At 69.1% G+C, this 24,401-nt stretch carries 23 protein-coding genes; 9 read left to right on the plus strand and 14 right to left on the minus strand.

Annotated features, from left to right (window positions below; all coding sequences use genetic code 11):
- Positions 1–60: 60 nt before the first annotated feature.
- Together ACWDLG_RS04735 and ACWDLG_RS04740 are read left to right on the plus strand one after the other, a co-directional pair.
- Complete coding sequence (locus ACWDLG_RS04735) at positions 61–609, plus strand: dihydrofolate reductase family protein (protein ID WP_449915966.1); 549 nt, start codon at positions 61–63, stop codon at positions 607–609.
- Between the two features lie 36 nt (positions 610–645).
- A complete protein-coding gene (locus ACWDLG_RS04740; protein ID WP_449915969.1) occupies positions 646–1,314 on the plus strand; it encodes a TetR/AcrR family transcriptional regulator in 669 nt (222 codons plus the stop codon).
- Here ACWDLG_RS04740 and ACWDLG_RS04745 read toward each other — a convergent pair.
- Positions 1,277–2,230, minus strand: a complete 954-nt coding sequence (locus ACWDLG_RS04745; protein WP_449915971.1) for an HAD-IA family hydrolase — start codon at positions 2,228–2,230, stop codon at positions 1,277–1,279. The genes ACWDLG_RS04740 and ACWDLG_RS04745 overlap by 38 nt on opposite strands.
- A gap of 373 nt (positions 2,231–2,603) precedes the next feature.
- Here ACWDLG_RS04745 and ACWDLG_RS04750 point away from each other — a divergent pair, with 373 nt between their 5' ends.
- Positions 2,604–5,387: a cation-translocating P-type ATPase gene (locus ACWDLG_RS04750; protein ID WP_449915974.1), complete on the plus strand. Its 2,784-nt coding sequence runs from the start codon at positions 2,604–2,606 to the stop codon at positions 5,385–5,387.
- A 17-nt stretch (positions 5,388–5,404) separates the two neighbouring features.
- On the opposite strand, the gene dnaB is transcribed toward ACWDLG_RS04750, so the two are convergent.
- Positions 5,405–7,756: a replicative DNA helicase gene (gene dnaB, locus ACWDLG_RS04755; protein WP_449916185.1), complete on the minus strand. Its 2,352-nt coding sequence runs from the start codon at positions 7,754–7,756 to the stop codon at positions 5,405–5,407.
- Positions 7,757–8,058: 302 nt separating this feature from the next.
- Here dnaB and ACWDLG_RS04760 point away from each other — a divergent pair, with 302 nt between their 5' ends.
- Both ACWDLG_RS04760 and ACWDLG_RS04765 read left to right on the plus strand, forming a co-directional pair.
- Positions 8,059–9,354: an MATE family efflux transporter gene (locus ACWDLG_RS04760; protein ID WP_449915976.1), complete on the plus strand. Its 1,296-nt coding sequence runs from the start codon at positions 8,059–8,061 to the stop codon at positions 9,352–9,354.
- A gap of 85 nt (positions 9,355–9,439) precedes the next feature.
- The gene (locus ACWDLG_RS04765; RefSeq protein WP_449915978.1) at positions 9,440–10,882 is read left to right on the plus strand and encodes an amino acid permease; all 1,443 of its coding nucleotides are present in this window, start codon (positions 9,440–9,442) and stop codon (positions 10,880–10,882) included.
- 37 nt (positions 10,883–10,919) lie between these two features.
- On the opposite strand, the gene ACWDLG_RS04770 is transcribed toward ACWDLG_RS04765, so the two are convergent.
- Genes ACWDLG_RS04770 through ACWDLG_RS04780 form a run of 3 tightly spaced genes read right to left on the minus strand, consistent with a single transcriptional unit; the run spans position 10,920 to position 13,368 of the window.
- Positions 10,920–11,663 carry an amino acid ABC transporter ATP-binding protein gene (locus ACWDLG_RS04770; protein WP_354919186.1) on the minus strand — a complete coding sequence of 248 codons (744 nt, stop codon included), beginning with the start codon at positions 11,661–11,663 and terminating at the stop codon, positions 10,920–10,922.
- On the minus strand, positions 11,660–12,502 hold the full coding sequence (locus tag ACWDLG_RS04775) for an amino acid ABC transporter permease (RefSeq protein ID WP_354919189.1): 843 nt from the start codon (positions 12,500–12,502) through the stop codon (positions 11,660–11,662). The genes ACWDLG_RS04770 and ACWDLG_RS04775 overlap by 4 nt, the downstream gene beginning before the upstream one ends.
- On the minus strand, positions 12,502–13,368 hold the full coding sequence (locus ACWDLG_RS04780; protein WP_449915982.1) for an ABC transporter substrate-binding protein: 867 nt from the start codon (positions 13,366–13,368) through the stop codon (positions 12,502–12,504). Before ACWDLG_RS04780 ends, ACWDLG_RS04775 begins: the two co-directional genes overlap by 1 nt.
- Positions 13,369–13,540: 172 nt before the next feature.
- Here ACWDLG_RS04780 and ACWDLG_RS04785 point away from each other — a divergent pair, with 172 nt between their 5' ends.
- Positions 13,541–14,119, plus strand: a complete 579-nt coding sequence (locus ACWDLG_RS04785; protein ID WP_449915985.1) for a dienelactone hydrolase family protein — start codon at positions 13,541–13,543, stop codon at positions 14,117–14,119.
- A gap of 690 nt (positions 14,120–14,809) precedes the next feature.
- On the opposite strand, the gene rplI is transcribed toward ACWDLG_RS04785, so the two are convergent.
- From rplI to rpsF, 4 genes are all read right to left on the minus strand, one after another.
- Entirely contained in the window at positions 14,810–15,256 is a 447-nt protein-coding gene (gene rplI / locus ACWDLG_RS04790) for a 50S ribosomal protein L9 (RefSeq protein WP_354919198.1), read from the minus strand.
- Positions 15,257–15,271: 15 nt separating this feature from the next.
- Positions 15,272–15,508 (minus strand): 30S ribosomal protein S18, encoded by a 237-nt coding sequence (gene rpsR, locus ACWDLG_RS04795; RefSeq protein WP_020543048.1) that lies wholly within the window; start codon positions 15,506–15,508, stop codon positions 15,272–15,274.
- A gap of 112 nt (positions 15,509–15,620) precedes the next feature.
- Positions 15,621–16,190: a single-stranded DNA-binding protein gene (locus tag ACWDLG_RS04800; RefSeq protein WP_449915987.1), complete on the minus strand. Its 570-nt coding sequence runs from the start codon at positions 16,188–16,190 to the stop codon at positions 15,621–15,623.
- An 80-nt stretch (positions 16,191–16,270) separates the two neighbouring features.
- Complete coding sequence (rpsF, locus tag ACWDLG_RS04805; RefSeq protein WP_379572850.1) at positions 16,271–16,561, minus strand: 30S ribosomal protein S6; 291 nt, start codon at positions 16,559–16,561, stop codon at positions 16,271–16,273.
- A gap of 187 nt (positions 16,562–16,748) precedes the next feature.
- Here rpsF and ACWDLG_RS04810 point away from each other — a divergent pair, with 187 nt between their 5' ends.
- Positions 16,749–17,060, plus strand: a complete 312-nt coding sequence (locus tag ACWDLG_RS04810; protein WP_354919207.1) for a hypothetical protein — start codon at positions 16,749–16,751, stop codon at positions 17,058–17,060.
- Positions 17,061–17,180: 120 nt separating this feature from the next.
- Here ACWDLG_RS04810 and ACWDLG_RS04815 read toward each other — a convergent pair whose 3' ends face one another.
- Complete coding sequence (locus ACWDLG_RS04815) at positions 17,181–17,357, minus strand: hypothetical protein (protein ID WP_449915991.1); 177 nt, start codon at positions 17,355–17,357, stop codon at positions 17,181–17,183.
- A 75-nt stretch (positions 17,358–17,432) separates the two neighbouring features.
- Here ACWDLG_RS04815 and ACWDLG_RS04820 point away from each other — a divergent pair, with 75 nt between their 5' ends.
- Positions 17,433–18,176, plus strand: coding sequence for a deoxyribonuclease IV (locus tag ACWDLG_RS04820; protein ID WP_449915994.1), 744 nt, complete (start codon positions 17,433–17,435; stop codon positions 18,174–18,176).
- Positions 18,177–18,239: 63 nt separating this feature from the next.
- On the opposite strand, the gene ACWDLG_RS04825 is transcribed toward ACWDLG_RS04820, so the two are convergent.
- From ACWDLG_RS04825 to ACWDLG_RS04840, 4 genes are all read right to left on the minus strand, one after another.
- Complete coding sequence (locus tag ACWDLG_RS04825; protein WP_449915996.1) at positions 18,240–19,286, minus strand: mannosyltransferase family protein; 1,047 nt, start codon at positions 19,284–19,286, stop codon at positions 18,240–18,242.
- Positions 19,286–20,584 carry a glycosyltransferase family 87 protein gene (locus ACWDLG_RS04830; RefSeq protein ID WP_449915997.1) on the minus strand — a complete coding sequence of 433 codons (1,299 nt, stop codon included), beginning with the start codon at positions 20,582–20,584 and terminating at the stop codon, positions 19,286–19,288. The genes ACWDLG_RS04825 and ACWDLG_RS04830 overlap by 1 nt, the downstream gene beginning before the upstream one ends.
- Entirely contained in the window at positions 20,581–23,115 is a 2,535-nt protein-coding gene (locus ACWDLG_RS04835; protein ID WP_449916000.1) for a transglycosylase domain-containing protein, read from the minus strand. The genes ACWDLG_RS04830 and ACWDLG_RS04835 overlap by 4 nt, the downstream gene beginning before the upstream one ends.
- A 177-nt stretch (positions 23,116–23,292) precedes the next feature.
- Positions 23,293–23,679, minus strand: a complete 387-nt coding sequence (locus ACWDLG_RS04840; protein WP_449916002.1) for a DUF5318 family protein — start codon at positions 23,677–23,679, stop codon at positions 23,293–23,295.
- 133 nt (positions 23,680–23,812) lie between these two features.
- Between ACWDLG_RS04840 and ACWDLG_RS04845 the strand changes: the two genes are divergently transcribed.
- Positions 23,813–24,391: a helix-turn-helix transcriptional regulator gene (locus ACWDLG_RS04845; protein ID WP_449916004.1), complete on the plus strand. Its 579-nt coding sequence runs from the start codon at positions 23,813–23,815 to the stop codon at positions 24,389–24,391.
- Positions 24,392–24,401: the final 10 nt, after the last annotated feature.

Genomic DNA, 24,401 nt, shown 5'->3' on the forward strand with positions numbered 1-24,401 from the left:
TTCCTGCGTTCGATGTCTCATACGTCACATTCGTCGGGAGATCTGATGATTTTTCTGGAAATGACGACATCGCTCGACGGGTACGTCGCCGCGCCCGGCGTCTCGCTCGAGCACCCCCTCGGCGAGGACGGCCTGCGGCTGCACGACTGGCTGCTCGGCGACTCCACCGCCCAGGAGAAGGAGATCGCGAGCCGGACCTTCGCCAACACCGGCGCCTTCCTTCTCGGCCGCCGCATGTTCGACGTCGGCGAGGAGCCCTGGGGCGACGACGGCGCCTTCGGCAGGCCGTGCTTCGTGGTCACGCACCGGCCCCGGCCGACGCTGGTCAAGGGCCCCACCACCTTCACGTTCGTCACCGACGGCATCGAGAGCGCGCTTGACCAGGCGCGCGAGGCCGCGGGCGACGCCGACATCTGCGTCGTGGGCGGGGCCGAGCTGGCCCGGCAGTACCTGAGGGCAGGGGTCGTGGACGAGCTGCGCCTGCACCTGGTGCCGGTGATCCTGGGCGGCGGCACGCTCCTCTGGGACGGACTCACCCGCACCGAGCTGCGCACGACCCAGGTGGTGGAGACGCCGCAGGCGACACACCTCACATTCCGGCTGCGATAGATTCGACCAACGGTCAGCGTGTGTTCTGGAGGCCCCATGACGAAGGAGCGGGCCGACCGGATCCTCGACGCCGCCGGCGAGCTCCTGGTCCAGCTCGGCTACCGCAAGGTGACGATCGAGGACATCGCCCAGCGGGCCGGGATCGGCAAGGGCACCGTCTACCTCCACTGGCGCACCAAGCAGCAGCTGTTCGAGGCCCTGCTCCTGCGCGAGGCCGTCGCCTACCTGGAGACGCTCCTCGCCGAGATGCGCCGCGAACCGGCCACCGTGCTGCCCCACCGGATGCTGGCGTTCTCGTTCGTCGACATCCAGGACCGGCCCGTCCTACGCGTGCTCATCACCGGCGACAGCCGGGCGCTGCAGGGCATGATGGCCGACCGGCCGCTGCACAGCCAGGAGCTGCTGGCCACCACGCGCATGTTCGACCTGATGGTCGGCCACGGCCTGCTCCGCGACGACGTGCCCAACCTTCGATACGCGCTGAGCGCGCTCAACGGCGGCTTCTACCTCATCGACGCGCTCGACCCGCAGGCGGGCGAGCTCGACCGGCGGGCCAAGGCCGAGACGCTGGCGTTCGTCGTGCGCCACGCGCTCGAACCCGCCACGCCGCCGCCGGACGAGGAGATCGCCACGGCCGCCGCCGAGTTCATCGCCGCGTTCGAGGACCTCATCCGGCCGTACCGCCAGCTGATCTACGCGAGCTGACCGCGTCCAAGGCCGTCAGCAGTTCCTCCAGCGAGCCGATGACCGTCACGCCGTCCGGTGCCGGCCCGTCCCCGCCCCGTGCCCCCACGGCGCCCTCGCGTTCCCGGCCATCCCCCGCACGCGACCCCGCGGCACCCTCGCCTGCCGATACGTCCCCCGCCGGTCGCCCTGCGGCGCTCTCGCGGGCCGGAGCAGCCCCCACCTGCGGCCCCACGGCGCTCTCGCGGGCCGGAGCAGCCCCCACCTGTGACCCTGCGGCGCTCTCGCGGGCTGGTACGGCGCCGCGGCCCGACCGGTCGAGCCAGAAGGCGCGCAGTCCCGCGTCGCGTGCCCCCAGCGCGTCGATGTCGTACTTGTCGCCCACGAACGCGACCTGCGCAGGGGGCAGGCCGAGCCGCGCGCATCCCTCCAGGAAGATGCCGGGGTGCGGTTTCGCCTGGCCGTACTCGCTGGAACACACGATCGCCGTCGTGCCGAAGTGGCCGAGCAGGCCGAGCGCGGTCAGCTTGGCCAGCTGGTGCGACAGCGTGGAGTTGGTCACCACCCCCAGCCGGTAACGCGGCGCGAGCGCCGCCAGCACGGGGGCGGCGTCGGGAAAGGCCGCCCACGCGGCGTTGACGAGCGCCGAGTAGCCCGCGAACCAGGCCGTCGCCTCCTCTTCCGGCACCGGCCTGCCGAGGAACCTGCTGACCCGGACGAGCCGCTGCTCCTCGAAGGTCAGCTCGCCGACCAGGAACCTGTCGTACTCCTCCTCCATGATCCGTCGCCACCGCGCGACCGCCTCCTCGGGCGACGGGAAGCCGTCCAGCAGGCCCTCGGCGGCCAGATGCTCGAGCAGGCCGGCGCGTTCGGAGCTGGAGTAGTCGAAGAGGGTGTCGTCGATGTCGAACAACACGCCACGGATGAGGTCAGCCACCGTCCCGCCTCGTCGTCGTCAGGAAGTCGCAGTAGTCGCAGGAAGTCGCAGGAAGTCGGATCCAGCAGGCACGCTACCCGGCACCGCCCCGATCGTGCCTTCCGCCCCCCGCGTCGGGGCGCCGCCCCTGATCCGCGGTGCGCGCGCCGGGCGGATCCCAACCAAACCAATGCCCAATTTGCACACTTTTAGGGAGAAATGTGAAGCCGGGGAGGGCATGAACAGAGGACACGCCGGTGATCGACACCGGCGGTGTCGCATACCGGCTTCCGGCCGGTACGGGCGCGCGAAGCGATGGAGGAGGAAGCCGCCGACGGGGTCGACCGCGCTCGCCGTGTGATCGGCCGCGCTTTCGCAACGGAGGACGCAGAGGATGAGCAGCACCGTCTCGCCGGATCCGCGCCGCCCGGGAAAGCCGGAGACCGTCCCGGAGCGGGGGCAGGGGGCCCGTCCGGCATGGCACGCGGTCGATGTCGCGACGGTGCTCCGGGAGTTCGGCGTCCAGCTCGACCAGGGGCTCGGTGCCGAGGCCGCGCGCGAACGCCTCAGGACCCACGGCCCGAACCGGCTCGCCGCGGGGAAGAAGGAGTCCGCGCTCCAGGCGTGGCTGCGCCAGTACCGGGACTTCATGCAGATCGTGCTGCTCGCCGCCGCGTTGATCAACCTGCTCGTCACGCGCGAGGTCGGAACGTCCGTGGTCCTCGTCGCGCTCACCGTCTTCAACGCCGTGGTCGGGCTGCGCCAGGAGGCGAAGGCCGAGGAGAGCGTCAAGGCCCTCTCCCAGATGATGAAGACCATCGCGCGGGTGCGCCGGGACGGCCAGGCCGTCGAGATCGACGCCGAGGAACTCGTCCCGGGTGACGTGGTGCTGGTGGAGGCGGGCAACAGGATTCCGGCGGACGGCCGGATCTGCGTCGCCGCCACGCTGGAGATCGAGGAGGCCGCCCTCACGGGCGAGAGCCTGCCGGTCCTCAAGAGCGTCGAGCCCGTGCCGGGCAAGGAGGTGCCGCTCGGCGACCGGACGTGCTTCGCCTACATGAACACCTCCGTCACCCGGGGCCGCGGGGAGATCGTCGTCACCGCGACCGGGATGGACACCGAGATCGGCCACATCGCCGACCTCCTCGCCAGTACGGAGGCGGACAAGACTCCGCTGCAGAAGCAGCTGGACTCGCTTTCCAAGATCATCGCGACGATCGCCGGCATCGCCCTCGCCCTGGTGGTCGTGCTCGGGCTGCTCCAGAACAAGCCGTTCGACACCCTGTTCGTCACGGGTGTGGCCCTGGCCGTCGCCGCCATCCCGACGGGCCTTCCCGCGGTCGTGACGGCGCTGCTGTCGATCGGCACCCAGAACATCGCACGCCGTAACGCCATCGTGAAACGCCTGCCCGCGGTGGAGACCCTGGGCTCGACGTCGATGATCTGCTCCGACAAGACCGGAACGCTCACACTCAACAAGATGACGGCCAGGGAGATGGTGATCCCTGGCCAGAACCGCTTCACCGTGTCGGGTGAGGGCTACCGTACCGAGGGCGAGATCAAGCACGTCGGCGGGACGAGCGTCGACCTCGACCCGTACCTGCTGCCGATGATCCTGTGCGCGGACGCCGTCCTGGACGGCGAGAACCTGATCGGGGATCCGACGGAAGGCGCGCTGATCGTGCTGGCCGCCAAGGGCGGGCTCGACATCGCCGACACCCGCGCCGCCTACCCCCGGATCGCGGAAGTCCCGTTCGACTCGGACTACAAGTTCATGGCGACCTTCCACGAGATGACCGGCGCGAACGGGCAGCCGGTCGTCCGCTGCTACGTCAAGGGCGCCCCCGACGTGCTCATCGCGCGCGGGACCGCCTACCGCGCGCCGGACGGCTCACGCGTCCAGGTGACGGACGGCAACCGGTCGCTCGCCCTGGACGCGAACGACCGCATGGCGGCGGCGGGCGAGCGGGTCATGGTGGTGGCCGAGCGGGAGTTCGATCCGCGCGCCTTCAACCCGGACGGCGACCTCATCGGCCAGGTGCTCGACCTCACCCTGCTCGCGATGGTGGGAATCGTCGACCCGCCGCGTCCTGAGGCCAGAAGCGCGATCGCGACGTGCAAGAAGGCCAGCATCCGGGTACGGATGATCACCGGCGACCACGCGACGACGGCGGCGGCGATCGCCGGTGAGCTCGGCATCACCGGCCAGGCGATCACCGGGGCCGAGTTCGCGGCGCTGAGCGACGACGAGGCGCTCAGGAAGCTGGATGACATCGGCGTCGTCGCCCGGGTGGCGCCCGAGGACAAGCTGCGCCTGGTCCGGCTGCTCAAGCAGTCCGGCAACGTGGTGGCCATGACCGGCGACGGGGTGAACGACGCACCCGCCCTGAAGGCGGCCGACATCGGCGTGGCGATGGGGATCACCGGCACCGAGGTGTCCAAGGAAGCCGCCGTGATGATCCTCACGGACGACAACTTCGCGACGATCGTGGGCGCCGTGGAGTACGGCCGCTCCCTGTACGACAACCTGCTGAAGTACCTGCGCTTCCAGATGTCGACGCTGGTCGCCTACATCGCGGTCTTCATCGGCGCGGCCCTCTTCGGCATCGCCGACGGGATCCCGCTCAACCCGCTGCAGATCCTGTGGATCAACATGGTGGTGGACATCCCGATCGCCATCGCGCTGGGCTTCGACGAGCCGACACGCGGCCTGATGGACCGCGCGCCCCGGCCGGTCGGCGCACCGGTCCTGTCCCGGGCGAACTGGATCCGGCTGTGCGTCCAGGGGCTCGTCATGACGGTCGGCTCGCTGGCCGCCTACCAGGTCGGCGTGGCGTACGGGGCGCTCGTGGCCTCCACCATGCTCCTGACCACGCTGTCGCTCTTCCACGTCGCGGCGGGAGTGCTGACCAGGGACCAGACGAACACGATCTTCTCCAGGGACGCCATCCCCGGCCCGAACCAGCTGCGCAGGTACGCCATCGCGCTCCTCGCGGTCATCGCGGTGACCGTGGTCGGCTTCCTGCAGAGCATCCTCAGGACCACCGGCCTGAACCTCGCCCAGTGGGGCGTCTGCGTCGGGATCGCGGCGACCCTCGTCGTGATCGAAGAGCTGATCAAACTCGTCGTACGGCACCGCGTGCACGCGAGCCACGCACGGGTGGCGGAAGCGACCTGAGGCGGAGGCGCCGGCCGCTAGTGCTGGGCCATGTCGACGAAGCGGCTGTAGTGGCCCTGGAAGGCGACGGTGACCGTCGCCGTGGGGCCGTTACGGTGCTTGGCCACGATCAGGTCCGCCTCACCCGCGCGCGGCGACTCCCGCTCGTAGGCGTCCTCGCGGTGAAGCAGGATCACCATGTCCGCATCCTGCTCGATCGATCCAGATTCGCGAAGGTCGCTGACCGCGGGACGCTTGTCGGTGCGCTGCTCGGGACCACGGTTGAGCTGGGAGATGGCGATCACCGGCACCTCGAGCTCCTTGGCCAGCAGCTTGATCGACCGTGAGATCTCCGACACCTCGTTCTGCCGGGACTCCGTCTTCTTCGGCGAGCTCATCAGCTGGAGGTAGTCGATGACGACGAAACGCAGGTCGTTGCGCTGCTTGAGACGGCGGCACTTGGCCCTGATCTCCATCATCGACATGTTGGGCGAGTCGTCGATGAACAACGGCGCCTCGGCCACCTCGCTCATCCTGCGGGCGAGCCTGGTCCAGTCGTCGTCGGTCATCATGCCCGAGCGCATCGCGTGGAGCGCCACGCGCGCCTCGGCGGACAGCAGTCGCATGGTGATCTCGTTGCGCGACATCTCCAGCGAGAAGATGACCGTGGTCATCCCGTGCTTGATCGCCGCCGACCTGGCGAAGTCCAGTCCCAGCGTCGAGTTGTGCGTCGGAATCCAGGACCGACTGGCGAGGTACAGGTGCTCCGGGTTGTCCACCTCGACGCAGCGAACCGGAACCGACTCGACTCGCCGTACGGCGACGATGTTCCGGTAGCCGACCTTGGGGCTGGCCTGCGGCCGGTGTCGGGCGGCTTTCCCGCCGAGCTTGAACACCTTGTCGCCAGGGGTGAAGCAGACCTGGTAGCACGTGGAACCGTCCTCTGAGCGGCCGTTGACACGCTTGGTGGCGATGGTCGCCTTGTATCCGAGACCGAGGATCAGTTCCTGCGTGTCGTAGGCCAGTCGCCGGTTGGTGACGGCGAACACGACCGTGCCGCTGTCGTCGACGTACCCGTCGGTGTCCAGCAGGCCGGCGAGCAGGTCCCGGCGCTGTTGTTCGGAGGCACGCAGGTAGATGGAAGGGATGTGCTTGTTCCCCAGCACTCCCATACCGCGGAGAATGTCCTGAGCGGTCCCGTGGTGGTCCCGGCGGCGCAATCCGGTGGAGGGGCCGCCTTTTTCGACGCCTATCCCCTCTTGTTCGATGTAAGCGGCGATCTCCGGGTCCGCCGATGTGAACCTGGCGCTGTCGCTGTTCCCGTCTCCCAGCCACACCCCAAGGGTGTATGGCGGCAACGGGAGGTCGCGCTCGGGCAGCTCCATGGAACCGGCGACGGGTACTGAGTGGTTGAATCGCACGTCGGACGTGTTGCAGAGGAGAGTGGCGGCGATCTCCTCGGTGGTCTTCACCGAAGCACTCCGCCGGCCCGCCCTGCGGGATGCCCGTGTGTCCGTCAGCCACTGATGGGAGCCGTCGGCGACGATCACCGTACCGTCGGCGAACTCCACCTCGTAGCAGGGCCTGCCGTGCATGACGTCCGTCGCCGCGACAACGCGGGTGGGCTTTCCGTCGGCTCCGATCAGATGGTCACCGACTCTCACCTCACCCATGGTGGTCCAACCCGTCGGGGTCGGCAGGGGAGTGTCGAGCGCGAGCGCCTTGCCGATCGCGGGGCGGGCGGCGACGACGATCATCTGGCCGGGGTGCAGGCCGTTGGTGAGCGAGTCGAGGTCCTGGAAGCCGGTCGGGACGCCGACCATCTGGCCGCCGCGGGAGCCGATCGCCTCCAGCTCGTCGAGGGCGCCCGGCATGATGTCGGACAGCGGCGCGTAGTCTTCGGACGTGCGGCGCTCGGTGACCTTGTAGATCTCCGCCTGTGCCCGGTCGACCAGGTCGTCGACCTCTTCGTTCTGCCCGCCGTAGCCGAAGGAGACGATGCGGGTGCCGGCCTCGATGAGGCGGCGCAGGATGGCCTGCTCCCTGACGATCTTGGCGTAGTAGCCGGCGTTGGCGGCGGTGGGGACGACCGCGGTCAGCGTGTGGAGGTAGGCGGCGCCGCCGACCCTGGCCATCTCGCCGCGCTTCTGCAGCTCGTCGAAGACGGTGACGGCGTCGGCGGGCTCGCCCCTGCCGTACAGGTCGGTGACGACCTCGTAGATCATCTGGTGGGCGGGCCGGTAGAAGTCGTCGGACCTGATGATCTCGACGACGTCGGCGATGGCGTCCTTGGACAGCAGCATGCCGCCGAGGACGGACTGCTCCGCCTCGATGTTGCTCGGTGGGGTGCGCTCGAAGCCAGGACCGCCGCTTGGCTCGTCGTCTTCCATGGTCACCGCGCCCCCTCGAAACACCTAGCAGGCGGTCGCACCACCCCCACTTGTAGTCGACCGGGCTGACAGTTTCGCCCGTCGTTAGACGGTACGGCAACGCAGCCTGTGGACAACCCTGTGGTCAAGCTGTGCAGGAACCGGTGGAAGGTGGGGGAGCGCTGTGGACGAGCCTGGGGATAACTCTGAGCCTGGCTGTGGAAAACCGCCCTGACCAGCGAAAACAGTATCCACCAGCTGTGGAGGAAAGAAAGTTGGCCCGACACGCCAAAGGATCATTACGTAAGGGGCATAATGGCTAAATGCCCATTACTGCCCGGGACAGGGAGATTCTGCGCCTGGCACTCCCCGCCTTCGGGGCACTGGTCGCCGAACCGCTGTTCCTGATCGCCGACTACGCGATCGTGGGCCACGGTCTGGGCACCACCGCGGTCGGCGCGCTCGGCGTGGCGGGGACCGTCCTGTCGACGCTGGTCTATCTCTGCGTGTTCCTCGCCTACGGCACCACCGCCTCCGTCGCCAGGCAGATCGGCGCGGGCAACCACACCCGCGCCATGCGCGACGGCGTGGACGGGCTGTGGCTGGCCTTCGCCATCGGCGTCGCGCTCATCGTGATCTGCTGGCCGCTGTCACCCGCGATCGTCGACCTGTTCGGCGCCGAGCCCGCGCAGTCCGCGGACGCCGCCACCTACCTGCGGATCAGCCTGCTCGGCACCCCCGGCATGCTCGTCGTGCTCGCCGGCACCGGCGTCCTGCGCGGCATGCAGGACACCAGGACACCGCTCGTCGTCGCCGTCGCCTCCTTCACGCTGAACGCCGTGCTCAACGCGTGGTTCGTGCTCGGCCTGCACTGGGGCATCGCGGGCTCGGCGTGGGGCACCGTTCTCGCCCAGACCGCCGCGGCGGGCGTCTATCTGTGGGTCGTCGTCAAGGGCGCCCGGCGCGCGGGCGTACCGCTCACACCCGACCCGGCGGGCATCAAACAGGCCGGTACGGCAAGCGTCGCCCTCCTCATCAGGACGATCTGCCTGCGCATCGTGCTCCTGGTGGCCACCGCCATGGCGACCAGGCTGGGCACCGCCGAGCTGGCCGCGCACGCCATCACCACCCAGCTGTGGACGCTGCTCGCCCTCGCCCTCGACGCCATCGCCATCGCGGGGCAGGCCATCACGGGGCGCTCGCTCGGCGCGGGCGACGCCGCGGGCACCAAGGACGCCACCAGGCGCATGGTGTGGTGGGGCCTGTGGTCGGGGGTCGCGCTGGGCCTGATCGTGGTCGTGGGACGGCCGTTCTTCCCCGGCGTCTTCGACGCCGATCCCGAGGTGACCGCCGAGCTGCTCGGCGTGCTGTGGGTGGTGGCGCTGCTCCAGCCGGTCTCGGGCATCGTGTTCGTGCTCGACGGTGTCCTGATCGGCGCGGGCGACCAGCGCTACCTGGCGTGGGCCGGGGTGTGGACGACGCTCGCCTACCTGCCACTGGCGCTCGCGGCGGGCGACCTGGTCGTGTTGTGGCTGGCCCTGGGCGTGTGGATGGTCGCGCGTCTCGTCACGCTGGGAGCCAGGGCGTACGGCACGCGGTGGCTGGTTACCGGAGGTTGACCACTAGTCAACCGGCCCGTGCTTGCCTGGCACGCTCCACGGCCTGCATGGTGAGAATCCTCACCCCGGCGATTGGTACAGACACGTGCCCCGTCTCCCCCTCGCCGCGGCCACCGGCCCGCGCACCGGTGCCCGGCACCGCCTGCACCGGCTCTACCGGCCTGCCGACCTGGTGATCCTCGGGCTCGGCGTGATGATCGGCGCGGGCATCTTCAGCGTCGCCGGCCGCCAGGCGGTCACCACCGCCGGCCCCGGCGTGATCCTCTCCTTCATGATCGCCGGGATCGCCTCGCTGCTGGCCGCGCTCTGTTACGCCGAGCTGGCCTCCACGATCCCCGCCTCGGGCAGCGCCTACACCTTCTCCTACGTGCTGTTCGGCGAGGTGTGGGCCTGGCTCGTCGGCTGGGCGCTGGTCCTGGAGATGCAACTGGCGGCCGCCGTCGTGGCGCGGGTGTGGGCGCTGTACGCCGCCCAGACGTTCGCCGACCTCGGGGTGCCCCTCCCGGTGCCCCAGGGCGTGCTGACCGCGCTCGTCCTCGGCCTGCTGACCGCCACGGTCGCGATGAGCGCCAGGTTCGGGCTGCGCGCGCTGTGGCTGATCGTCGTGGCCAAGCTCGCCGCCATCGCCGCGGTGATCGCCGTCGGGGCGCTCCACTTCGACCCGGCCAACCTGGGTGACTTCATCGCGCCGCACCAGCCGTCGTCCGGCCCGCCCGACACCCTGCTCGGGCTGGTGGTGGGGCCGGCGGGATCCTTCGGATGGTTCGGGGTGTTCGCCGCCGCTCCCGCGATCGCCTTCGCCTACATCGGCTTCGACGTCGTGGCCACGGCCGCCGAGGAGACGCTGGACGCGCCGCGGGCCGTACCGAAGGGCATGATCCGCAGCCTGGTGATCGCCACCGTGCTCTACATCGCGGTGGCGGTGGTGATGGTCGGCATGGTGCCGTACACGCGCATCTCCGAGGTGGCGCCGCTGGCGGCGGCCTTCGCGGCGGTGGGCGAGAACGCGATGGTGCACGTCATCAACATCGGCGCCGTCCTGGGGCTGACGACGGTGATCATGGTGCTGATCGCGGGGCAGACCCGGATCATGTTCGCGATGGCCCGCGACGGGCTGCTGCCCCGCGGGCTCGGGACGCTCAGCCGCCGCTACCACTCCCCCACCAGGGTCACGCTGGTGATCGGCGTGACCGCGATCCTGCTGGCCGAGCTGGCTCCGGTGCTGATGCTGGAGCAGATCGTGGTGGTCGGGGCGTTGTTCGCGTTCCTCGCGGTGTCGGCCGGGGTGATCGTGCTGCGCCGCCGGATGCCGGACGCGCCCCGCGGGTTCAGCGTGCCGCTGTCCCCGCTGCTGCCCGCGCTGTCGATGCTGGCCACGCTGTGGCTGATGGTGAACCTCAGCGTCCAGACGTGGCTGTCGTTCGCGGCGTGGATGGCGGTGGGCGTTCTGGCCTATCTCGTGTACGGCAGGCGCCGCAGCCCGCTGGCCGCCCCCGTCGCCTCCGGACGCGGCCGCCACCGCCGCTAGGAACGAGGTGCGGGGCCGCCGGCCATGTACCTCGTTCCTAGAAGCGGCCGGACTCGATCACGCTGCGCAGGAAGTCGCGGGTGCGCGGGTGCCGGGGATCGGTGAAGATCTGCTCGGGCGTGCCGCGTTCGAGCAGCACGCCGCCGTCCAGGAAGCAGACCGTGTCGGCGATGTCCCGGCAGAAGCTCATCTCGTGCGTGGTCAGGACCATGGTCATGCCCGCGCTCTTGAGCTCCCTGATGACGCCGAGCACCTCGGTGACCAGTTCGGGGTCGAGCGCCGAGGTGACCTCGTCGAGCAGCATCAGCCGGGGCTGCGTGGCCATGGCGCGGATGATGGCCACCCGCTGCTGCTGCCCGCCCGACAGCTGGTCGGGGTAGGCCTTCGCCTTCTCCGCCAGGCCGAACCTGGCCAGCAGTTCCCTGGCCTGCTCCTCCGCCTGCTTCCTGGACACCCCGTGCACCTGGCGCGGAGCCAGCGTGATGTTGTCCAGGACGCTCATGTGCGGGAACAGGTTGAACGCCTGGAAGACGATGCCCATGCGCTTGCGCACGTCGTCGACGTCGACATCGGGGTCGGTGATCTCCCGCCCGTCGAGCGTGATGATCCCGTCGTCGACGGTCTCGAGCAGGTTCACCGTACGCAGCAGGGTGGACTTGCCCGATCCGGAGGCGCCGATGAGACAGACCACCTCGTGCGGCGCCACCTCGAGGTCGATCCCGCGCAGCACGGGATGGTCGTGGTAGCTCTTCCACACCCCTTCGAGGGTGAGCACGCTCATCGTCCCCTCCGCCTCTGCGACCGCGCGGCCAGGTAGTCGGTGAAGCGCGCCATCGGGATGGTGAGCAGGATGAACAGCAGCGCGGCCACCAGGTAGGGCGTGTAGTTGAAGGAGCTGGACGCGTGGATCTGGGCCTGCCTGAGCGCCTCGATCGCCCCGATCGTCGCCACCAGCGCCGTGTCCTTCTGCAGCGACACGAAGTCGTTCAGCAGGGGCGGGATCACCCTGCGCACGGCCTGCGGCAGCACCACGAAGCGCAACGTCTTGCCCTGTGTCAGCCCGAGCGAGCGGGCCGCGGCCACCTGGCTGGGATGGATCGACTCGATGCCGGAGCGGAACACCTCCGCCACGTAGGCGCCGTAGGAGAGCGTCAGCGCGATGATGCCCAGCGTCGCCTCGTCCGAGGGGGTGCCCTGCAGCCGCAGCGCGGGCAGGCCGAAGCCCACCAGGTAGACCAGCAGGATCGTCGGGATGCCGCGGAAGATGTCGGTGTAGGCGACGGCCAGGCAGCGCAGCGGGAAGAACACCGGGGCGGTCAGCCCGCGGGCCAGCGCCACCAGCAGCCCGACGACGAGGATCAGCGGCTCGGCGATCAGGAAGATCTTGACGTTGAGCAGGAACCCGTCGAGCACGTCCGGCAGCGCGGCGACGAACTGCTCGGGGTTGAAGAAGGTGTCCTGCACCCGATCCCAGCCGGGCGCGTTCGTGACCACCCAGACCACGAGCACCAGGAAGACGATCGTGGAGACGGTGGCGGTGGAGGCCGAACGGCGGGCGCGCCTGGCGCGCACCCGCTCACGTTCGAGCTGCTTTTCGCTCTTGACCCAGGTGGACGCCATCACTTCAGCTCGGGAGCACCCGCCGCCTCGCCGAGCCACTGCTGCTCGATCTTGGCCAGCTCGCCCTTGGTCTTGAGCGCGTCGACCGCCTTGTCGACGCAGGACTTCAGCGCGCTGCCCTTCTCCATGACCAGGCCGAACTCCTCGGGTGTGCCGCCCGAGGCGCTGAACTGGCCGATGATGGCGGAGTTGTCCACCTGGGCGGCGGTCACGTAGAAGGCCGTCGGCAGGTCGACGACGAGCGCGTCGATCTGGCCGTTCTTCAGCGCGTTGACCGCGTCGATCTGGTCGTTGTAGACCTTCGGCTGCTTGGCCGGCTTGATGATGTCCTGGACGGCGCTGAACGCGGTCGTGCCGACCTGCACGCCGATCGCGGCGTCCTTGAGCGCCGCCAGCGACGTGGCGCCCGCGACCTTTGACCCCTTCACCGCGACGACGGCCTGCTTGGCGGTGTAGTAGCCGTCGCTGAAGTCGACCGCCTGAGCCCGCGCGGGCGTGATCGAGACCTGGTTGATGTCGAAGTCGAACTTCTTCGCGCCGGGGGCGAAGGCGGTGTCGAACTTGACCGTCGACCACTGCACCTCGTCGCGGTCGAAGCCCATCTCACCGGCGACCGCGTAGGCGATCGCGCTCTCGAAGCCCTGGCCGTTGCTCGGGTCGTCGTCCTTGAACCACGGCTCGTAGGCCGGCTTGTCGGTGCCGATCGTCAGCTTGCCCGCGTTGACGAGCTTGAGCTGGTCCTTCGTGCAGGCGGTGGAGGCGGCGCCGCTCGGGGCGGCCGTACTGGCGGTGTTGTCGGCTGGGGCGCACGCCACAGTCGCCGTCGCCAGCGCACCGAGAGCGAACAGCATAGAAGGGCGAACCATGGGCGTCTCCACGTCTACTGAATGAACGTGCAAATTGTACGTGGGCCTAATGGCGGTTCCATCCGGGCCTATATGTACGTGCTCTTCGGCTGCCGGACACCGGAAACTGTCAGGGCCCCCGGCGATACTCGGTACCACGGAGCCGACCGGGCGCCACGGGAAAGGAAGAGACATGGCCGAGGTGTTGCTGTTCCATCACGCGCACGGGTTGACGTCCGGTGTCCGCGTGTTCGCCGAGGAACTCAGGCGGGCCGGCCACACCGTCCACGTGCCCGACCTGTTCGAGGGGCAGGTCTTCGCCGACCTCGAGGAGGGCGTCGCCTACGCCCAGAAAACAGGGTTCGACGCGATCGTCGAGCGGGGGCGGGCCGCCGCCGAAGGGCTGCCCGGCGAGCTCGTCTACGCCGGGTTCTCGCTCGGGGTGATGCCGGCGCAGCTGCTGGCCCAGACCCGAGCCGGAGCGAAGGGCGCGGTGCTGGTCCACGCCTGCGTCCCGACCGCCGAGTTCGGCGGCGGCTGGCCCGACGGCGTGCCGGTCCAGGTGCACGGCATGGACGCCGACCCGTTCTTCGTCGACGAGGGTGACCTCGCGGCGGCCCGCGCGCTCGTCGCGACGGCCGCGGACGCCGAGCTGTTCCTCTACCCCGGCGACAAGCACCTGTTCGCCGACCCCAGCCTGCCCGCCTACGACGAGCCGGCCACCACGCTGCTCACCGAACGGGTGCTGGGCTTGCTCAACCGGGTCGCGTAGCCGCCCGCACGGCAGGCGCTCGCCGGCTCGGGTCACGGTGGCGAGCGTCCTTCGGTTCGCGGCGGCGGGCATCGACGGACGCGACCACCCCATCCGCTACGGGAATCCCCGCACGCGAGCCGAGCGAGCAAGCCTGCCCGACCCCGCACGATCCCCGAACAGAACCTAGCGAGTGACCGGCGGACAGCGGGCAGCGCGGGCAGAGCCTCGCGCGTGACCGAGGACTCGCGAGCGACCAGCGGACGGCGGGCGGAGCGGGCAGAGCCTCGCGAGTGAGCGGCGGGCAGCACGGGCAGCGCCGGTGTCCCGGCCACGCACGATCCCCGGGCAGAACCGCGAGAGCGGCTGGCGGACGCCGGGCAGCACGGGCAGGGCCTCGCGAGTGAGCGGCGGGCAGCACGGGCAGCGCCGGTGTCCCGGCCACGCACGATCCCCGGGCAGAACCGCGAGAGCGACTGCCTGAGCGGCGCGAACAGGGAAGCACGCCCTCGCAGGGTCCCCTGACAGAACTGCGAGAGTGAGTGACCGCCTGAGCGCCGGGCGGAGCGGGCAGGAAGCGCGCCCGCCCGCGATCCCCCGGACGAGATCGTGGGAAGGAGCGTGCCTCGGTCCAGGTCGGGCTGAGAGGCCGTGGAATGACGAAAACCCCCGCGGGAATCCCCGCGGGGGTTTTCGCTGGTGCGGAAACCGCTAGCCGGCGACGACTTCGACGTCGAGGGAAGCGGAGACCTCGGGGTGCAGCTTGACGCTGACCTTGTGGGAGCCGACGCTCTTGATCGCGTTGACGATCTCGATGCGGCGACGGTCGAGGGCCGGGCCACCGGCCTTCTGGACCGCCTCGGCGATGTCACCGGTGGTGACGGAGCCGAACAGGCGGCCGGACTCGCCCGCGCGGGTCGCCAGCTTGACCTTGAGGGCGCGGAGCTGGCCGGCGACCTCCTTGGCGGTGCCCAGGTCGCGGATCTCGCGGGCGTCGCGCGCCTTCTTGATCGAAGCGATCTGCTTCTCGCCACCACGCGTCCACTGGATCGCGTAGCCGCGGGGCACGAGGTAGTTGCGGCCGTAGCCGTCCTTGACCTCGACGATGTCGCCGGGGGCGCCGAGGCCGGAGACCTCGGTGGTGAGGATGAGCTTCATGTCGCAAGTCCTCCCTTAGCGCGCGGTGCTCGTGTAGGGCAGCAGAGCCACCTCACGGGCGTTCTTGATCGCGGTCGCCACGTCGCGCTGGTGCTGGGTGCAGTTGCCCGTCACCCGGCGCGCACGGATCTTGCCGCGGTCGGAGATGAACTTCCGAAGCAGCGCCGTGTCCTTGTAGTCGACGTAGGAGATCTTGTCGTGGCAGAACAGGCAAACCTTCTTCTTGGGCTTGCGCAGTGCCGGCTTAGCCATCGTGGTGCTCCTTTCAGAGCCCCGCCGTGAAGCGGGAATGGACTCGGGCTTGTTGACAGGTGGTCAGGCCTGGCGGCCCGACCGGGAAGGGCCCGCGAACGGGCCCTTCGGGTTAGAAGGGAGGCTCGTCGCTGAAGTCGCCGCCGCCGAAGCCGCCGCCACCCTGCTGGCCGCCGAAGCCGCCACCCTGGTTGCCGCCGCCGTAGCCGCCGCCACCGCCACCGCCGAAGCCGCCGCCCTGGGGCGGGGCGGGCGTGGCAGAGGCCCACGGGTCGTCGGCGGGGCCGCCGCCGAAGCCGCCGCCACCACCCTGACGGGAGGTGCGGTTGACCTTGGCGGTGGCGTTACGCAGGGACGGGCCGATCTCGTCGACCTCGACCTCGTAGACCGTGCGCTTCTCGCCTTCCTTGGTCTCGTAAGACCGCTGCTTGAGCCGCCCCTGAACGATGACCCGCATGCCGCGCTGCAGCGACTCGGCGACGTTCTCGGCCGCCTGCCGCCACACGTTGCAGGTCAGGAAGAGGCTTTCGCCGTCCTTCCACTCGTTGGTCTGGCGGTCCATGAACCGCGGAGTGGACGCGACGCGGAACTGGGCCACGGCTTGCCCCGTAGGGGTGAAGCGCAGCTCAGGATCGTTGACAAGATTGCCGACGATGGTGATGACGGTGTCGCCTGCTGCCATGGCTGGAGCCCTTCCTCAACTCTTGGGTTACGGCTCAGACTACGGCCCGCCCCCGACAGAAAATCGGGAGAACGAGCTGCTTAGTGCACGTCCGGGCGGAGAACCTTGGTCCGCATGATGCCCTCGTTGAGGTTCATCTGGCGGTCGAGCTCCTTGACCGTGGCCGGCTCGGCGGACAGGTCGATGACGGCGTAGATGCCTTCCGACTTCTTGTCGATGTCGTAGGCAAGGCGACGGCGGCCCCACACGTCGACCTTCTCCACGGTGCCACCGTCGTTGCGGACGACGGCGAGGAACTGGTCGAGGGACGGCGCCACAGTGCGCTCATCGAGCGAAGGGTCCAGGATCACCATTACTTCGTAACGACGCATGATGGACTCCAACCTCCTCTGGACTCTTGCGGTCACGACAATCTGTCGTGACAGGAGGACGCTGACGTTTTTCCCGGGATCGCCCCTTTCGGCGACCCGGTGGCGGTTGACACAGCACAACGCAGCCTGCTCAGGTTACCAGCCGCGCACGGATGGGAACTCCTTTACAGATGAGGGGGTGGTAGCCATGCCACACGTGCTTCGTCCCGGCGAGAACGAGAGGTCCAGGCTGACGCTCAACAGCGACGGCCGCCCGCACCCGATCGAGAACCTGCTGTCGATCGCCACGCTGGTGTGCGGCCTGGTCGCGTTCGGGTCGACCTTCTTCCCCGACGCCCACGTCGTCTCGTCGTGGGTGGGGGCGCTCGGCTTCGGCCTCGGGCTCTACTCGCAGTACATCTCGGCGACCACGCCGGAACGGGCGCTGAACATCGTGGGGATCGTGGCGTCGTTCGTGGGCGTGGCACTGGGCATCGCGCGCGGCGGGTTCCTGCCATAACACCCCGATGCGGGCGGCACCCCGGGCGGTGCCGTCCTTCCGTGTGCCCGTTGAAGACGTGCCCGTGGAACGGGCTCCTCCGCCCTTGGGCGGCCGCGGCGGAGGAGCGCCGGGCCGGTCTCACCCCAGGTGCAGGTCGCCGCCGAGGAGGAGGACGAACCACAGGAATGTGGCCAGCAGCGCCTCGGCCACGTCCTTCAGCAAAGCCGGGGTGATGTAGTCGTGGATCCAGGCCACGTAGAGGCCGACCAGGACGTAGATCAGAAAGAGGAAACTACCTAAGCGATAGCGGGTCATCTGGCGCTCCTAGCGTCGGGGGGCTGCGCCTCGACTGCCCTGATCCGTGCCGCCGAAACGGATAGCCTGGGAGGCATGGTGCGCATCGGAGCTCATGTCGACCAGGACGATCCCGCGGCCCACGCGGCCGAACGCGACGCGGAGATCGTGCAGTTCTTCCTCGGCGACCCGCAGGGCTACAAGGCGCCCGTGCTGCCCGACAAGCCGGTCGAGGGCGTCGACATCTACATCCACGCGCCCTACCTGATCAACGTGGCGACGACCAACAACCGGATCAGGATTCCCAGCCGCAAGCTGCTGGAGCAGCATCTCAAGGCGGCCGCGGGCCTCGGCGCCAAGGGGCTGATCGTCCACGGCGGCCACCTCAACAAGGACGAGGACCCGCAGATCGGGTTCGACAACTGGCGCAAGGTGTTCGAGCGGATGGAGTGCCCCATCCCCGTGCTGATCGAGAACACCGCGGGCGGCGGCAACGCCATCGCGCGCAGGCTCGACCGCATCGCCCGGCTGTGGGAGGCGCTCGACGGGTTCGACGTGGGCTTCTGCCTCGACACCTGCCACGCCCACGCGGGCGGCGAGGAGCTGGTCGACGTGGTCGACCGGGTCAAGGCCATCACCGGCCGCATCGACCTGGTCCACTGCAACGACTCGCGTGACGCCTTCGACTCGGGCGCCGACCGCCACGCCAACCTCGGTCAGGGGCAGATCGAGTCCGAGCTGATTCTGGAGGTGTGCCGCAGGGCGGGGGCGCCGATCATCGTGGAGACGCCGTTCGCAGGTCAGGCCGAGGACATCGCCTTCCTCCGCAAGAACCTGTGAGGGAAACACACAGCCTGTGGATAACTTCCATGGATTACTTTCCACCGGAAGCGGGTACGGATGTCAGCCGGCCCACGCGCCGGTGAGGAACCTCAGGGTGTTCAGCACCATCAGCGGGCCGAGGAGCAGGCCGTACCCGATGATCCACCGGGTCGACAGCCGGGAGATCAGCACCCACAGCGGGAACCACAGGATCAGGGCGCGCGGCACCGACAGGTAGTAGGCCGACAGCAGCAGCGCGCCCGCCTGCAGGCCGCAGTAGACGAACTCGCTCCACCGGCGCCGCACGAGCAGCCAGACCAGCACCGCGACGGCCACCACGGCGCCGACGATCTCCATCCGGAAGGCGACGGCGAAGTCGTCGGTGCCCATGGCCGAGTTCCAGGTGGTCCGCCACGCCTCCCACGGCCACACCATCTCCCGGCCCCAGCCGGCCTCCTGCGCGTGCTTCCAGGCCAGCCAGTCACCGGTACGGTCATGCAGGTACCACGAGTAGGCGAGCAACGGGACGAAGGGGACGGTCAGCCACGGCAGTTCTCGCCAGCGCGGCTTGCTGAGCACGAACTCCACGATCAGCGCGACCGCCAGGAACATCCCCGTGATCCGGACGGCGGACGCCCCTGCGGCCAGCAGCGCGGCGGCGGCCCACTGCCTCCTGCGCGCCGCCAGCCAGGCGGGGATCGCGAGCGCGAGGAACAACGCCTCGCTGTAGCCGGCGGCCAGGAAGACCGCCGTGGGGAACAGCACCATGGCCAGCACCGCCGTGGAGCCCGAGCCGCCCTCGAACTCCGCGAGCCGCGCCAGCGCCATCGCCGCCACGCCACCCGCGACCAGCGAGATCAGCAGCCCGCACAGCGCCCAGTCGGGGACGACCAGGTGGACGAGCCTGAGCATGGCGGGCATGCCAGGGAAGAACGCGGGCAGGCCGGGGTCACGCGGGGCGCCGGGGTCGCCGCCGTAGCCGTGCTGGGCGATCGTGACGAAGAGGCTGGCGTCCCACTGCTTCCACCTGTCGAGGTAGCCGCCCGCGCCGGCCAGCCATGACGCGCCCATCAGGGTGGCGAGCAGGAGCCCGAGACGGGAGGTGACCCAGATCCCGAGCGCCCTCATCAGGTGAGCGCGAACCTGTCAGGGGCGCGGTCGAAGACGCCGCCCGTCTGGTCGTCGACGCCTGCCTGCCGTACCACGTCCTTGTCAGGACGGAGGATGTCGCGCACCACGAACGCCATCATGATGAGGATCGTGATGACGCGGCCCCAGACGGCGGTGAAGTAGACGTCGTCGCCGATGCCCAGGTGCCTGCTCGCCTCGTCCTGGTAGAGCAGGTAGAGCCAGATCGCGAAGAAGTACCACACCTCGGCGACCTGCCACAGCGCCAGCGGCTTCCAGTTGGGCCTGGCCAGCACGGCGAACGGCACCAGCCACAGCACGAACTGCGGCGACCACACCTTGTTGGTCATCATGAACGCGGCCAGCGCCAGGAAGCAGATCTGCGCCAGGCGGGGCCGCTGCGGCGCCAGCACGGTCAGGACGGCGATGCCGAGACACAGCAGCGCCAGCGAGACCATGCCGAGCAGGCTCGGGTCCATGTCGCCGAGGATCGGCCAGTCCTTGCGCTCGAAGAACAGCCAGGGCGAGCCCCAGTCGACGCCGCGCTCCTGGGAGAAGACGTAGAAGCGCCGCCAGCCCTCCCACGCCAGCACCATGAACGGGACGTTGACGACGAGCCAGGCGGCCACCGCCGAGCCCAGCGAGACGAGGAAGGGCCGCCATTTTCCGGTGCGCACGGTCAGCAGGAACAGCGCGCCGAGGAACATCAGCGGGTAGAACTTGGTCGCGATCGCCAGACCGAGCAGCACGCCGGCCAGCACCTGGCGGCGGCGCGCCCACGCCAGCAGGAAGCCCATCGACAGCGCGCCCGCGATCAGGTCCCAGTTGATGTAGGCGGCGAGGATCACGCCGGGGGCGAGGGCGTACCAGGCGGCGTCCCATCTGCGGGTGGGCCCGGCCACGGCGGCCATCAGCAGCACGCCGATCACGAGGGAGATCCCCAGCAGGATCACCGTGATGTCGTAGAACCGCACCGCCTGGGTCGCCTCGTCCGGCGCCAGCCGGCGCACCAGCCAGGCGATGACCTGCATGACCTCGCCGAGCACGACGGGGTACTCCACCTGCTTGTCGAACGGCACCGCGGCGAAGTACGGGTCCTGCGTGTGCAGCTGCCGGTCGAAGAAGAGCGGGTAGATGTCGGTGTAGCAGGCGTTCGCGTACGTCTGGATGGAGTTGTTCCAGCCGCCCGTCCTGCAGGGCAGCTTCCAGACGTAGGCGAGCACCGCCCCCAGGGCCGCCATGAGCCCCAGGGGCAGGTACGGCACGACCGTCCGCGCCGTCGTCCCCAGCCGTGTCATTCGCTGTCGCGCCTGGTGGATCCGGCCATGGGATCGGGCACGATCGCGCCGCCGCCCATCGGGTCGTCGCCGGAGCCGACGTCACCGAGCCTGTCGGCCTCCGTCTGGCCGTCCTCGGGCAGGCCGTCGTTGTCGTCGTCGCTGTCGCAGCCGAGCAGGCCGCAGTCGTTGCCGTTGTCGTCGCCCCACGGGTCGTCCGGCGTGCCGAACGGGTTGTCAGTGGTCGGCGTCGGCTTGGGCTCCGGCTTCTCCACGATGTTCTCGGACTGGCCGATGTTCGCCCTGGCCGGGAACTGCTCGACCGGCAGCTTCAGCGTCTCGTGGGCGCGCAGCATGAAGGCACGCCACACCTCGGTGGGCGGACCGGCGCCCTCGAAGCCCAGCGACACCTCGTAGGGCTTGGTGTAGACCTTGTTGATCCCGTCGTACTTGCTGTTCTTCTTGCCGTCGGTCACGGGGCAGTTGGAGTGCTGCGGCGGGACGACCTTGCCGGAGGCGGTCCTGCACTCCTCGCGGTAGAAGCCGACCGCGGTGGAGATCTGCGGCGTGTAGCCGACGAACCAGGCTTCCTTCTCGTCGTTGTTGGTGCCGGTCTTGCCGGCGGCCGGACGGTTGCCCAGGCCCTTGCCCGCGGCGGTGCCGCCGGCCTTGAGCACCGACTGCATCGCGGCGGTGGCGTCGGCGGCGGCCTCGGCCGAGATCACCTGTCGCGGCAGCTTCTTCTCGGGGTTCCAGCGGACGCTCTTGTCCGGGTTGAGGACCTTCTGAACCACGTGGTAGTCGGCGTGCTTGCCGCCGTTGGCGAAGATCGAGTAGCCGGCCGCCTGCTCGACGGGGGACACCAGCGCCGAGCCGATCGAGAAGCCGTAGGCGTGGGAGGCGACGTCGTCGTCCATCCGCTTCTTGCCGAGGCCCGCCTCCACGACGATCCGCTTCACGTCCTCCAGCTGGCCGGGCAGCTTGTAGGCCATGGAGACGTACGCGGTGTTGACCGAGGCGGCGGTGGCCTTGACGACATCGACGGCCTGGCCGACGTTGTGGCTGTTGCGGTAGCCGCCGATCTGCTGGCCCGGGATCTCCTTGGGCACGGTCTCGTTGCCCGGCACGAAGCTGTTGAGGCTGTAGCCGGCGTCGAGCCAGGCGGCCAGCACGTACGGCTTGAAGGCCGAGGCCGCCTGCTTGTACGACTTGAAGGGCTCGTTCCACGGGTCGGTGATGTAGTTCCTGCCGCCGTAGAAGGCGAGCACCCTGCCGTTTCGGGGGTCGACGGCGGCCAGACCCGCGTGGAACTCCTTGTTCATGCGCGCGGTCACGCCCTCGACCGCCGCCTTGGCGTCCCTCATCAGCTGCTTGTCGAACGTCGAGACGATCCGGTAGCCGCTGCGCTCGATCTCGTCGCTGCTGATGTTGTTGCGCTCGAGCTCGTTGAGGACCTCCCTGACCATGTAGCCGGTGAGCCCGGACATCTCGCTCTTGTCGGTGGGCTTCTTGACCTTCGGCCACTTGGCGGTCGCCGGCAGGTTGCCGTACTTCTGCGGGAACTGGTCGGCCATGTACTTGATCACGGTGCTCCACCGCGACTTCAGCCGGGGGTCCTCACCGTCCCAGTTGGGCTGCTGGATGCGGGCGGCCAGGTACGCCGCCTGCGCGGGGGTGAGCTTGGCGGCCTTGGTGTTCTTGCCGAAGTAGGCCTCGGCGGCCGCCTGGATGCCGTAGGCACGGCCGTAGTTGATCGTGTTGAGGTAGTCCATGAGGATGTCCTCTTTGGACTTCTCCTTGTTGAGCTTCACCGCGACGAAGATCTCTTTGACCTTCCGCTGGATCGACTGCTCCTGGCTGAGGCCCTCGTAGTAGTTGCGCGCCATCTGCTGGGTGATGGTGGAGGCGCCCTGGACCTGCTGGCGGGTCACGGTCATCCACACCGAGCGGGCGATGCCGGGGATGGAGATGCCGGAGTCCTCCCAGAAGGTCTTGTTCTCGATGGCGATCGTCGCGTCCTTGACCGCGTCGTTGACCTCGCTGAACTTGATGATCTTTCGCGGGATGCCCCAGCGGGCGATCTCGGTCTTGCCGTCCCGGTAGTAGATGATGCTTTCCTGCGCGACCGCGTTCTGCTGGGCGACCTCGGGCAGCGGTGTGTTCGCGTAGGCGACCCAGATCATCCCGAACAGGCCGGCGGCCAGCACGACCATGCTGGCCATGACGATCTTCCAGTTCGGGATGAACCGCTTCCAGCCGCGGCGGCCCTTCCCCGCGTCGCCGCCTTCGCCACCGCCGCCACCGCCGCCACCGCCGCCGCGACCCGGGCCCTCGGGGCCGCGCGGGCCCCGGCCGCCGCGGGAGCGGCGCGGCTCGGGTCCGCCCACCATCGTCTCCTCGGCACCGCGCCGGCGCGACGGGGGTCCGTCCACGGGGTACTGCGCGGTCTGCTGTGGCGGCACCTGCTGCGGCCCCGACGGCCGGGAGGGTGCGGGCGGCTGCGCGTCCATCGCGCCCGTCTGCTCGTAGGCGGCCTCGGGACGGCGTTCCATGCCCCAGCCGGTTTGTGTCGGCTGCGAAGCGGGCACGGGACTCGAGCGACGGCGCCTCCCCTGGCGACCCGTCCCTTCAGCGCGCTCTCCGCGTCCGATCGGCTCGGGGCCATAGCTGCTGTTACTCAACACGTCCTCGCATCGTCGTCATCTGGCACGGCGGGCGCCGTCCTCGGTTCACGTGGTGCCGACGCTGTCAGGCGGCCCGGTGCCGAGGACATAAGAGACGGTCAGGTGGTTCCAGGAACAACCCTGACATACCTCGACCACATAGACCCTGAACTCCTCGTAATCATGGGCCATCTCGAGGATCTCTGATGTGGCCTTTGCGCGACCGGCATGTCGGCCCAGCGCATCGCCGTAGACATAGGTCACGTTGGTGACGTTCTCTCTCGCGCATACCGGGCAGGGACGTTCGGTCGGTTCGCCGAAGTGCCGTGCCGCGCGAAGGAGATAGGGCTGTGCGTCGCAGACATCACGAGTGGAGGCATGCCCGGAGCGAAGTGAGCGCACTGCCGCCCGCTTCGCCAGCCCGTAGTCCACCACCCCTCGCTGAGACCACATGGGCGCCAGACTACGGCTTTTTGCCGATTCCACCCAACCTCTTGGGGAATCCGTTGATTGCGGCGATATAGCGACGCGACGTATTGTGTGGATGTATCGACTCGATACATCGGCGCGAGAGGGGGCGGTTTCCTTGGCCAGCGGACAGGGCAGAGTGCTTGAACTCGCCGTGCTCGGGTCGCTGCATGAGACCCCTCTCCATGGCTACGAGCTGCGCAAACGGCTCAACGCGCTGCTGGGGATGTTCAGAGCCTTCTCCTACGGCTCGCTGTACCCGTGCCTGAAGTCGCTGCTGGAGCAGGGGCTCATCATGGAGGAGCGCCCGGCGGAGGCGGTCGTCGGAGGGCGATCGAAGATCGTCTACAAACTCACCGCCGACGGCAAGGAGCGGCTGCAGGACCTGCTCACCCAGGCAGGCCCGTCCGCGTGGGAGGACGAGAGCTTCGGCGTCCACTTCGCCTTCTTCAGGCACACGGAGGCCGAAGTACGGCTGCGCATCCTCGAAGGACGCCGCAGCCGCCTCGAGGAACGGCTCGACAGCGTCCGCACCGCGCTGGCCCGCACCAGGGAGCGCCTCGACAGCTACACGTTGGAGCTGCAGCGTCACGGTCTGGAATCGGTCGAACGCGAGGTGCGTTGGCTGAACGAGCTGATCGCCACGGAACGCAGGGCCTCACAGGAGCCCGAGAAAGATACGTCATCAGATGAGTAAGGGAGCGAGT

This window comes from Nonomuraea sp. NPDC003727, assembly GCF_053586935.1.

What these genes read in the sequence shown, in the direction of transcription:
- ACWDLG_RS04815 (WP_449915991.1), bottom strand. Translation starts at nt 17,357, where the DNA reads ATGACCCGCTATCGCTTAGGTAGTTTCCTCTTTCTGATCTACGTCCTG.
- ACWDLG_RS04735 (WP_449915966.1), top strand. Translation starts at nt 61, where the DNA reads ATGACGACATCGCTCGACGGGTACGTCGCCGCGCCCGGCGTCTCGCTC.
- rpsF (WP_379572850.1), bottom strand. Translation starts at nt 16,561, where the DNA reads ATGCGTCGTTACGAAGTAATGGTGATCCTGGACCCTTCGCTCGATGAG.
- ACWDLG_RS04820 (WP_449915994.1), top strand. Translation starts at nt 17,433, where the DNA reads ATGGTGCGCATCGGAGCTCATGTCGACCAGGACGATCCCGCGGCCCAC.
- ACWDLG_RS04775 (WP_354919189.1), bottom strand. Translation starts at nt 12,502, where the DNA reads ATGGCGTCCACCTGGGTCAAGAGCGAAAAGCAGCTCGAACGTGAGCGG.
- ACWDLG_RS04825 (WP_449915996.1), bottom strand. Translation starts at nt 19,286, where the DNA reads ATGAGGGCGCTCGGGATCTGGGTCACCTCCCGTCTCGGGCTCCTGCTC.
- rplI (WP_354919198.1), bottom strand. Translation starts at nt 15,256, where the DNA reads ATGAAGCTCATCCTCACCACCGAGGTCTCCGGCCTCGGCGCCCCCGGC.
- ACWDLG_RS04840 (WP_449916002.1), bottom strand. Translation starts at nt 23,679, where the DNA reads ATGTGGTCTCAGCGAGGGGTGGTGGACTACGGGCTGGCGAAGCGGGCG.
- dnaB (WP_449916185.1), bottom strand. Translation starts at nt 7,756, where the DNA reads ATGGAAGACGACGAGCCAAGCGGCGGTCCTGGCTTCGAGCGCACCCCA.
- ACWDLG_RS04740 (WP_449915969.1), top strand. Translation starts at nt 646, where the DNA reads ATGACGAAGGAGCGGGCCGACCGGATCCTCGACGCCGCCGGCGAGCTC.
- ACWDLG_RS04785 (WP_449915985.1), top strand. Translation starts at nt 13,541, where the DNA reads ATGGCCGAGGTGTTGCTGTTCCATCACGCGCACGGGTTGACGTCCGGT.
- ACWDLG_RS04750 (WP_449915974.1), top strand. Translation starts at nt 2,604, where the DNA reads ATGAGCAGCACCGTCTCGCCGGATCCGCGCCGCCCGGGAAAGCCGGAG.
- ACWDLG_RS04835 (WP_449916000.1), bottom strand. Translation starts at nt 23,115, where the DNA reads ATGGAACGCCGTCCCGAGGCCGCCTACGAGCAGACGGGCGCGATGGAC.
- ACWDLG_RS04760 (WP_449915976.1), top strand. Translation starts at nt 8,059, where the DNA reads ATGCCCATTACTGCCCGGGACAGGGAGATTCTGCGCCTGGCACTCCCC.
- ACWDLG_RS04830 (WP_449915997.1), bottom strand. Translation starts at nt 20,584, where the DNA reads ATGACACGGCTGGGGACGACGGCGCGGACGGTCGTGCCGTACCTGCCC.
- ACWDLG_RS04800 (WP_449915987.1), bottom strand. Translation starts at nt 16,190, where the DNA reads ATGGCAGCAGGCGACACCGTCATCACCATCGTCGGCAATCTTGTCAAC.
- ACWDLG_RS04780 (WP_449915982.1), bottom strand. Translation starts at nt 13,368, where the DNA reads ATGGTTCGCCCTTCTATGCTGTTCGCTCTCGGTGCGCTGGCGACGGCG.
- rpsR (WP_020543048.1), bottom strand. Translation starts at nt 15,508, where the DNA reads ATGGCTAAGCCGGCACTGCGCAAGCCCAAGAAGAAGGTTTGCCTGTTC.
- ACWDLG_RS04810 (WP_354919207.1), top strand. Translation starts at nt 16,749, where the DNA reads ATGCCACACGTGCTTCGTCCCGGCGAGAACGAGAGGTCCAGGCTGACG.
- ACWDLG_RS04770 (WP_354919186.1), bottom strand. Translation starts at nt 11,663, where the DNA reads ATGAGCGTGCTCACCCTCGAAGGGGTGTGGAAGAGCTACCACGACCAT.